Consider the following 8526-nt stretch of genomic DNA (forward strand, 5'->3'; position numbering starts at 1 on the left):
TATTGCGGCCAACTTGACTGCTTGATTCAGGTAAAGGAGGAACCATCACCATGCTGCAACTCGAAAAATTTGCGCCGCCGACGGAAGGCGAGAAAATCACGATCAAGGACGGCAAACTGCAAGTACCGAACAACCCGATCGTGCCGTTCATCGAAGGCGACGGCACGGGCCGCGACATTTGGCGCGCATCGAAGCGCGTGCTGGACGCGGCTGTGGAGAAAGCCTACAAAGGCGAGAAGAAAATCGCATGGTACGAAGTATTTGCCGGCGAGAAAGCGTATAATACATACGGCGAATGGCTGCCGAACGATACGCTGACCGCAATCCGCGAATTCATCGTGGCCATCAAGGGTCCGCTGACGACGCCGGTAGGCGGCGGCATCCGCTCCCTGAACGTCGCGCTGCGTCAGGAGCTGGACCTGTACGTCTGTCTCCGTCCGGTCCGCTACTTCCAGGGTGTTCCGTCGCCGGTGAAGCGTCCGGATCTCGTCAACATGGTCATTTTCCGCGAGAATACGGAAGACATCTATGCCGGCATCGAATATCAGGAAGGCACGCCCGAAGTGAAGAAAGTGATCGAGTTCCTGCAGAAGGAAATGGGCGTGAAAAAGATCCGCTTCCCCGAGACGAGCGGCATCGGCATCAAGCCGGTATCGTCTGAAGGCTCGAAGCGGCTCGTGCGCGCCGCCATCGAGTATGCGATCAAACACAAGCGCAAATCGGTGACCCTCGTGCACAAGGGCAACATCATGAAGTTCACCGAGGGCGCGTTCAAGAACTGGGGATACGAAGTCGCGGAGCAGGAATTCCCGGACAAGACGTTCACCTGGGGCCAATACGACCGCATCAAGGAAGCCGAAGGCGTCGAAGCCGCGAACAAGGCGCAGGCTGAAGCGGAAGCGGCCGGCAAGATCATCATCAAGGACGCGATCGCGGACATCGCGCTGCAGCAAGTGCTGACGCGTCCGGCCGAGTTCGACGTCATCGCGACGCTGAACCTGAACGGCGACTACCTGTCCGACGCGCTGGCTGCCCAGGTCGGCGGCATCGGCATCGCGCCGGGCGCGAACATCAACTACGTTACGGGTCACGCGATCTTCGAAGCGACCCACGGCACGGCGCCGAAATACGCCGACAAGGACGTCGTCAACCCGGGTTCCGTCATCCTGTCCGGCGTCATGATGCTCGAGCATCTCGGCTGGCAGGAAGCGGCTGACCTGATCTACAAAGGGATGGAGACGGCCATCAACAACAAGACGGTCACGTACGACTTCGCCCGCCTCATGGAAGGCGCGAAGGAAGTCAAATGTTCGGAGTTCGCCGACGAGGTTATCAAACATATGGCTTGATGCCGTTTGAAACGGAGGTTGGCGTGGGAACGTGTCCATCAAGAGGAAGAAGATTACGGTAATCGGCGCAGGTTTCACGGGCTCGACGACGGCGCTCATGCTCGCGCAGAAGGAGCTCGGCGACGTCGTGCTGCTCGACATTCCGCAACTGGAGAATCCGACGAAGGGCAAGGCATTGGACATGCTCGAGGCGACGCCGGTGCTGGGCGTCGACAGCCGAATCACGGGCACTTCCGATTACAAGGACGCGTCAGACTCCGATATTGTCATCATTACGGCCGGCGTGGCGCGCAAGCCGGGCATGAGCCGCGACGATCTCGTCACGACCAACGCGGGCATCGTCCGCTCGGTGTGCGAGCAGGTGCGGCAGACTTGCCCGGATGCGTACGTCATCGTCCTCAGCAATCCGGTCGACGCGATGACCTGGGTCGCCTGGCGGACGCTCGGATTTCCGAAGAACCGCGTCATCGGCCAATCCGGCGTGCTTGACACGGCGCGCTTCTGCACGTTCATCGCCCGGGAGCTGAACGTCTCGGTCGAGGACGTGCGCGGATTCGTGCTCGGCGGCCACGGCGACGACATGGTCCCGCTCGTCCGGTACTCGAACGTCGGCGGCATTCCGATCGAGAAGCTGCTGCCGAAGGAACGGATCGAGGCGATCGTGCAGCGCACCCGCGTCGGCGGCGGAGAGATCGTGGGTCTGCTCGGCAGCGGCAGCGCCTACTATGCGCCGGCCGCGTCGCTCGTGCAGATGGCGGAAGCGATTCTGAAAGACAAGAAGCGCATTTTGCCGGTCATCGCGCTGCTTGAAGGCGAGTACGGCTATGACAATCTGTTCATGGGAGTTCCGGTCATTCTGGGCGGCGGCGGCATCGAGCGGGTGCTCGAGCTGGAACTGACGCCGGAGGAGAAGGCGGCGCTCGACAAATCCGCCGAATCCGTCCGCAGCGTCATCCGCATCGCAGCCGGCTGAATGGCCATTTCCGGAGCCCGCTGCAAGACCCTGACAGGCGTTCAGGGTCTTGCGCGTTTCAGCGGGCTGCGGCTTTGTGTCGGCGGACAAGTTCGGCTATACTGGGAGTAGTTCAGATAGGAGGTGCCGAATGGGTCAGTTTTTCTATTTCCTGCATGCGATCGGGGCTGTCGGGATGGGCATCTATCTGGTGCTTCCGTTCCTGGTCGGCCGCATTACGCAGCTCAGCAGCGAAGGGCAGGCCGGTTTTGCCGACGGGGTGCTGATCGCAAACCGGGTGGCGCAATTCTGTCTCGTTCTGCAGTTGCTGACCGGCGGATACATGATGACGCTGGCCGATTACTCCGTGCTTTGGTCCACGCTGACGCTGGTGCTGTTCCTGGGCATCGGGGCGCTCGGCGGCATCATGACGAAGCCTTTGAAAGCGATTGTAGCTGCCGCGAAGTCCGGCGAGAGCGCGGCAGGCGCCATTTCGCGCGTCCGCTTGTTCAGCATCTTGCTGCTCGTGCTGTATGTGGCCATCATCTTCGTCATGCAGTATTCGAATATTTGATTGCGGTTCATTCTACGACTTCATGGAGAAGGGATTGTTTGCGTTATGGCGGCACAATCACCGGACCTGATCACGTTCGGGGAATCGATGGCGCTGTGCATGGCGCCGGATTACAAAGGGCTTGACCAGGCCGCTTCGCTGGAGCTGACGTTCGGCGGCGCGGAGAGCAATCTGGCCATCGGAGCCGCGCGGCTCGGCGTTTCCAGCGGCTGGTTCGGCGCGCTCGGCGACGATCCGTTCGGACTCAAGATTCTGAAGGCGATCCGCGGCGAAGGCGTTGACGTCTCCCGCGCGCGGCTCGTGCCGGGCGAACAGACCGGCGTCATGTTTCGGGACAATCCCGGCGGCAAATTGTCGGTTTACTACTACCGGAAACTTTCCGCGGCCAGCCGGATGAAGCCGTCCGACCTGGATGCGGATTATATCCGCGGCAGCAAAATCCTGCATGTGACCGGCATTACGTGCGCGATCAGTGAAAGCGCTCGCGACACGGTACGGGAAGCTGTCCGGATCGCGAAGGAAGCCGGAGTCAAAGTATCCTTCGACCCGAATCTCAGACTCAAGCTGTGGACGATTGAAGAAGCGAGGGAAGTGCTGCTTCCGATCGCGGAACAGGCGGACTATTTCCTTCCCGGCTACGACGAGCTGCAGCTGCTCTATGATACGACGGACGAGGAAGCGATCTTCGCCCGGCTTTCGGAACTGTCCGCCGTCTCGGTCGTGAAAGGTGTCGGAGAGACGACGGTCATCGTCGAAGGCGGGAAACGCACCGCCGTGCCGTTCTACAAGGCGGAGAAAGTCGTCGATACCGTCGGGGCCGGCGACGGATTCTGCGCGGGGCTGCTCGCAGGGCTGCTGAAAGGCCGCCCGATCGTCGAGGCGGTCCGGATCGCCAGCATCTGCGGCTCCCTCGTCGTGCAGGGACGCGGCGACTGGGAAGCCACGCCGGACTGGAACACGGTGGAACGGCTCATGGAAGATCGGAAGCGGATCGAACGATAAAGGACGGCAACACACGTCCCGCGGCGCTTGATGCGGCCGCGGGACATTTTTGCGCCGCGAAGGAGATGGGCAGGATGACGCGTGAGGGAGAAGAACGGCTGGACGGCGGCTGGCTCCGGGTCAAGGTGCCGCTGCCGTTTGCGCTTCGATATGTTAACAGCTATCTGATTCCGGACGATGACGGCTGGACGCTGGTCGATCCGGGGCTGCGGACGCCGGATGCCGAAGGGCTGTGGCTGGATGTGTTGAGGCGATGCGGGATTCATGCGGCCGATATCCGGGCGATCGTGCTGACGCACCAACATCCCGACCATATCGGGCTGGCCGGCTGGTTTCAGGAGCGGTCGGGAGCGCCGGTGTACATGTCCGAACGGGCCTATGCGTACGCGATGCGGCTGTGGGGACCCGGACGGACGTTCACGGCAGAGCTTCAGGCGCTGTACAGGGAGAACGGATTGCCGCGCGGGATGGAAGAAGCCCTCGCGGAGCATCTGGAAAGCTTCGTCGCCATGGTGTCTCCTTTGCCGGAGCCGGTGTTTATCCAGGGAGGCGGGACCATCGGGATCGGCGGACGGGCATGGGAAATTCTCGACACGCCCGGCCATGCGGACGGCCATCTCTGCTTCTGGCAGCGCGAGAGCCGGATCATGCTGTGCGGCGACCAGGTGCTGCCCGGCATTACGCCGAACATCAGTCTTGTGCCGGGCGCGGAGCCCGGCGTGCTGGCGAGGTACCTGCACAGTCTCGCGGAGCTGGAGACGTTCGAGACCATTCTCGCGTACCCCGGTCACCGCGATCCGTTCCGCGGCATGCGAGATCGGATCGGCGAGATCCGGGCGCACCACGTCCGCCGGCTTGCGGCCATGGAGGAGATGCTGGCTGAGCCGCTCACCGGCTATGAAGTCTGCATGCGCCTGTTCGGCGAGCGGGTGCAGGGCAGCCTGCACAATCTGCGCTTTGCCATGTCCGAGACGCTGGCGCATCTCGAGCATCTCGCCGGGGAAGGGCGTGCGGCCTCCGCGCGGGGCGCCGACGGCATCCTCCGCTGGCGGCGCGGCTGAGCGGCCGCCAACGGATCGATGGCATCTGCGTGCCGGTCCGGCCTGCCGGCATCAGTCAGACGGCAGGCCGTTTTCTTTCTCTTCCTGCTTGCGGTGCGCCATCCGGCTCGCCGCGGACGAGGCGATCGCGCCGACGATGTCATCGAGGAATGTATGGATTTCCCCGTCGGTTTTGTCGTTCAGTTTATTAAGGATGCCCGGTTTCTGCTTGTCGATGTAGCCGAAGTTCGTAAACCCGATGCTGCCGTAGACATTCACGATGGACAAGGCCAAAACCTCGTCGATGCCGTACAGCGCTTCGTCGTGTCTCACCATATCCTGAAGCGGCGGCAGCAGCTTGCCTTCCTCCGCCAGCATGTCCAGCTGGATGCCGGTCAGCACGGCGTTCTGCACCTCGCGCTTGGACAGCACCGCAACAACGTGATGTTCGCATTCTTCCAGTGTCAGATCGGGAAAATACGGCGATTGCAAGTAATGGACGAGTTCCGCAATGTGCCTCGTTGTCACGCCGCGTTTCTCCAGCCACTCCAATGTCGCGCGCTGAACTTCTTTGCTGTTCAGCACGTAGGGTTTCGGTTCCGGCATATGTCTGCACTCCCATTCGATGGATTCAGTTCTATTGCTGGACAAGACTCGTATACATACTACTACAAAAATTCTGAATCCCACAAATTATTGAATGGTGCACGGGAGGCGCGAGAGCAGATGAATCGGTTCCATTCCTTGCGCAGGAGCGCAGCCGCCGGCTTGCTGGCCTTACCGCTCATCTTGTCCGGCTGCAGCCTGTTCGGCGAGCCGGCAAGCCGGCAGATTGACCCGCCGCAGAACGTCGAACCGGAAGACCTTGACGCGGTTCAACCGCAGACCGGACAACCGTCCCCGGGTTCGGCGTCCGCGGACGAGACGGCGGAAACGGTGACGCCGCTGACCGTCTATGTGAAGGACAGGGGCGGATATCTGGCGCCGGTGACGGTGAACGCGGCGGCACGCGACGCCGAAGAAGCCGGCATCCGGGCGATGGAGCGTATGATCGAGGGGAGCGAGGCCGGGGCGTTGCCGGAAGGATTCCGCGGGGTGCTTCCGGCCGGCACGCGGATCGAGAAGCTGACGATCGATCGGGAGCAGCGGGTGGCGATCGTCGACTTCGCCGGTTCGTTCACCGATTACAATCCGCAGGATGAGCGGCGCATCCTGGAAGCGGTGACGTGGACGCTGACCGGACTTGAGGACGTTGAAGGCGTCCTGCTGCGCCACGATGGGGAGGAACTCGGCGAAATGCCGGTCGACGGCTACCCGCTGGACGGACCGCTCACGCGGGCAATGGGCATCAATCTCGAAGTGGCGCCGGGAGCCTCCTACGGCAATTCGATGCCGGTGACCGTCTATTTCTCGTCGATCTCCGATGTAGGCGATCCGTACTTCGTTCCGGTCACCCGGCTGGTGGAACGCGAAGAAGACCAGGCTGTCGCCGCGCTTCGCGAATTGATCGCGGGACCGGCGCGCGGCACGGAGCTGAGCGGCGTCATGACGGAAGATGTCGAGCCTGCGTCGGTCACGGTGGACGGCGATACGGCGGTGGTCGATCTGAAGGATGCCACCTACGAAGAGGGACAGCCGCTTCCGTCCGAAATGCTGCAGGCGGTCGTATTGTCCGTCAGCGAAAATACGGGAGCCGGGAAGGTGCAGATCCGGGTGAACGGTTCGTCGAACGTCGTGGATACGGACAATCGTTCCTACGCCGAGCCGGTCAGTCGTCCCGAGCACGTCAACGCGCTGAAAACATGAACGGCCATCGGGCCGGCTGCCCGCAAGATGCATCCCGCTTGCCTGATCTTCACAGGCCGGGAGCGTCGCCGGGGAAGCCGGCATTTTTTTGATCGTATAGGCGAGATTCCGATCCGGGAATCAGCAGACAAACGGCTCGAAAGCCCGTTCCGGATGCTTTTCCCCGATGACTTTGGTACAATATACCCGTTATGCGGAAGAATATCATCGGGAGGCAGCCGAATGCGCAACGACAACCGGGCGGATGACCAGCTCCGCCCTCTTGTAATGCAACTCAATCCGAATCCGTACGCCGAAGGATCGGTCTGGATCGAGATGGGGAACACGAAGGTGATCTGCACCGCCACCGTCGAGGACAAGGTGCCGCCCTTCATGAAAGGGCAGGGGCGCGGCTGGGTGACGGCCGAATATTCCATGCTGCCGCGGGCGACGCAGGTGCGCAACCAGCGCGAGGCGGCGCGGGGCAAGCTGAGCGGCCGGACGATGGAAATCCAGCGGCTGATCGGCCGGGCGCTCCGGTCGGTCGTCGATCTGGAAGCGCTCGGCGAGCGGACGATTACGCTCGATTGCGACGTCATCCTGGCCGACGGCGGCACGCGCACGACGTCGATCACCGGCGCGTTCGTCGCGCTGGCGCTCGCCGTCGACAAGCTGAACGCGCAGCAGCCGTTCGAGAAGTACCCGGTCACCGACTTTCTCGCTTCGGTCAGCGTCGGCGTCGTGGACGGACAACCGCTGCTCGATCTGAATTACGAAGAAGATTCGAACGCGAAGGTCGACATGAACGTGGTCATGACCGGCTCCGGCCAGTTCGTCGAGTTGCAGGGCACGGGAGAAGAGCGGCCGTTCAGCCGCGAAGAGCTGAACCGGCTGCTTGAACTCGCCGAGGGCGGCATCCGGCAGCTGATCGAGCGGCAGCGCGAACTGCTCGGCGAGAAGGGCGCGCGGATCGGAGCGGGATCGGCATGAGCCGGGACTTAAGCGTCATCGTCATCGCCACGAAGAACGAAGGGAAGGCACGCGAGTTCGCGCACGCCCTCGCGCCGCTGGGGCTCGCCGTACGGACGCTCTCCGGCGACGATCGGGTGCCCGCGATCGTCGAAGACGGCGAGACGTTCGCCGACAATGCGCGCAAGAAGGCGCGCACCGCGGGCGAGGCGCTCGGCGTGCCGGTGCTCGCCGACGACTCCGGCCTCGAGACGGAGGCGCTGGGCGGAGAGCCGGGCGTCTTCTCCGCCCGCTATGCCGGCGAAGACGCCGGCGATGCCGCGAACAACGCGAAGCTGCTGCGCGAGCTGGCGGCGCGGGCGGCGGACGTGCCGCAGCCGTCCGGCCTGCCCGAGGGTGTGCGCGCGCTCAGCCGGGCGCGCTTCGTCTGCGCGCTGGCGCTCTACGATCCGGAGACCGGCGCGTTCGCGGAGGCGGACGGCATGGTGGACGGCTGGATCATCGACAGACCGCTCGGCAGCGGCGGGTTCGGCTACGACCCGCTGTTCTGGGTGCCGGCATTCGGCCGGACGATGGCCCAGCTGACGACGGAAGAGAAGCAGTCGATCAGCCATCGCGGCCGCGCGCTGGCGAAGCTTGCGGATCTGCTGCGGAAAACGCGTTGAACAACGGAGAAGGCCGGCGGTTCGGACCGCCGGCCTTCTTGCTGTACGCCCGGCATGGGCGTCATCTCTACGGTGAAAGTCCGGAATGGGGGCTGGCGAGCGCCTGCCATTAGCCGAGGGCAAGGGTGTCGGTCGCGAGGCCGAATCTGAAGGAAGCCGGAGGCAAACGCACGGGCCAAGGTACACGAAC

Annotated in this window: 9 protein-coding genes; 8 read left to right on the forward strand and 1 reads right to left on the reverse strand. The window is 63.0% G+C overall.

Going from position 1 to position 8526, the window contains the following annotated elements; all coding sequences use genetic code 11:
• The first annotated feature begins 50 nt into the window (after positions 1 to 50).
• The 5 genes from icd to C6W55_RS14510 all read left to right on the forward strand — a co-directional run bounded on the left by icd (position 51) and on the right by C6W55_RS14510 (position 4938).
• The gene (gene icd, locus C6W55_RS14490) at positions 51 to 1349 is read left to right on the forward strand and encodes an NADP-dependent isocitrate dehydrogenase (RefSeq protein ID WP_015255450.1); all 1299 of its coding nucleotides are present in this window, start codon (positions 51 to 53) and stop codon (positions 1347 to 1349) included.
• Positions 1350 to 1380: 31 nt separating this feature from the next.
• Positions 1381 to 2322 carry a malate dehydrogenase gene (gene mdh / locus C6W55_RS14495; protein ID WP_015255449.1) on the forward strand — a complete coding sequence of 314 codons (942 nt, stop codon included), beginning with the start codon at positions 1381 to 1383 and terminating at the stop codon, positions 2320 to 2322.
• Between the two features lie 130 nt (positions 2323 to 2452).
• Entirely contained in the window at positions 2453 to 2875 is a 423-nt protein-coding gene (locus tag C6W55_RS14500) for a hypothetical protein (RefSeq protein WP_015255448.1), read from the forward strand.
• A gap of 45 nt (positions 2876 to 2920) precedes the next feature.
• The gene (locus C6W55_RS14505) at positions 2921 to 3877 is read left to right on the forward strand and encodes a sugar kinase (protein WP_213486138.1); all 957 of its coding nucleotides are present in this window, start codon (positions 2921 to 2923) and stop codon (positions 3875 to 3877) included.
• Positions 3878 to 3951: 74 nt separating this feature from the next.
• Complete coding sequence (locus tag C6W55_RS14510; protein WP_286893461.1) at positions 3952 to 4938, forward strand: MBL fold metallo-hydrolase; 987 nt, start codon at positions 3952 to 3954, stop codon at positions 4936 to 4938.
• 51 nt (positions 4939 to 4989) lie between these two features.
• On the opposite strand, the gene C6W55_RS14515 is transcribed toward C6W55_RS14510, so the two are convergent.
• Positions 4990 to 5523, reverse strand: coding sequence for a phosphatidylglycerophosphatase A family protein (locus tag C6W55_RS14515; RefSeq protein ID WP_015255445.1), 534 nt, complete (start codon positions 5521 to 5523; stop codon positions 4990 to 4992).
• Positions 5524 to 5643: 120 nt separating this feature from the next.
• Here C6W55_RS14515 and C6W55_RS14520 point away from each other — a divergent pair, with 120 nt between their 5' ends.
• The 3 genes from C6W55_RS14520 (at position 5644) to C6W55_RS14530 (ending at position 8336) form a co-directional block, all read left to right on the forward strand.
• Positions 5644 to 6723, forward strand: coding sequence for a GerMN domain-containing protein (locus C6W55_RS14520; RefSeq protein WP_015255444.1), 1080 nt, complete (start codon positions 5644 to 5646; stop codon positions 6721 to 6723).
• 222 nt (positions 6724 to 6945) lie between these two features.
• A complete protein-coding gene (rph, locus tag C6W55_RS14525; protein ID WP_015255443.1) occupies positions 6946 to 7692 on the forward strand; it encodes a ribonuclease PH in 747 nt (248 codons plus the stop codon).
• Complete coding sequence (locus C6W55_RS14530) at positions 7689 to 8336, forward strand: non-canonical purine NTP pyrophosphatase (RefSeq protein ID WP_015255442.1); 648 nt, start codon at positions 7689 to 7691, stop codon at positions 8334 to 8336. Before rph ends, C6W55_RS14530 begins: the two co-directional genes overlap by 4 nt.
• The last annotated feature ends 190 nt before the right edge of the window (positions 8337 to 8526 follow it).

It is taken from the genome of Thermobacillus sp. (genome assembly GCF_003390775.1).
Lineage (GTDB): Bacteria > Bacillota > Bacilli > Paenibacillales > Paenibacillaceae > Thermobacillus > Thermobacillus xylanilyticus.

Coding starts and splice junctions, on each gene's coding strand:
- icd (WP_015255450.1), top strand. CDS start 51: ATGCTGCAACTCGAAAAATTTGCGCCGCCGACGGAAGGCGAGAAAATC.
- C6W55_RS14510 (WP_286893461.1), top strand. CDS start 3,952: ATGACGCGTGAGGGAGAAGAACGGCTGGACGGCGGCTGGCTCCGGGTC.
- C6W55_RS14505 (WP_213486138.1), top strand. CDS start 2,921: ATGGCGGCACAATCACCGGACCTGATCACGTTCGGGGAATCGATGGCG.
- C6W55_RS14520 (WP_015255444.1), top strand. CDS start 5,644: ATGAATCGGTTCCATTCCTTGCGCAGGAGCGCAGCCGCCGGCTTGCTG.
- C6W55_RS14500 (WP_015255448.1), top strand. CDS start 2,453: ATGGGTCAGTTTTTCTATTTCCTGCATGCGATCGGGGCTGTCGGGATG.
- C6W55_RS14530 (WP_015255442.1), top strand. CDS start 7,689: ATGAGCCGGGACTTAAGCGTCATCGTCATCGCCACGAAGAACGAAGGG.
- rph (WP_015255443.1), top strand. CDS start 6,946: ATGCGCAACGACAACCGGGCGGATGACCAGCTCCGCCCTCTTGTAATG.
- C6W55_RS14515 (WP_015255445.1), bottom strand. CDS start 5,523: ATGCCGGAACCGAAACCCTACGTGCTGAACAGCAAAGAAGTTCAGCGC.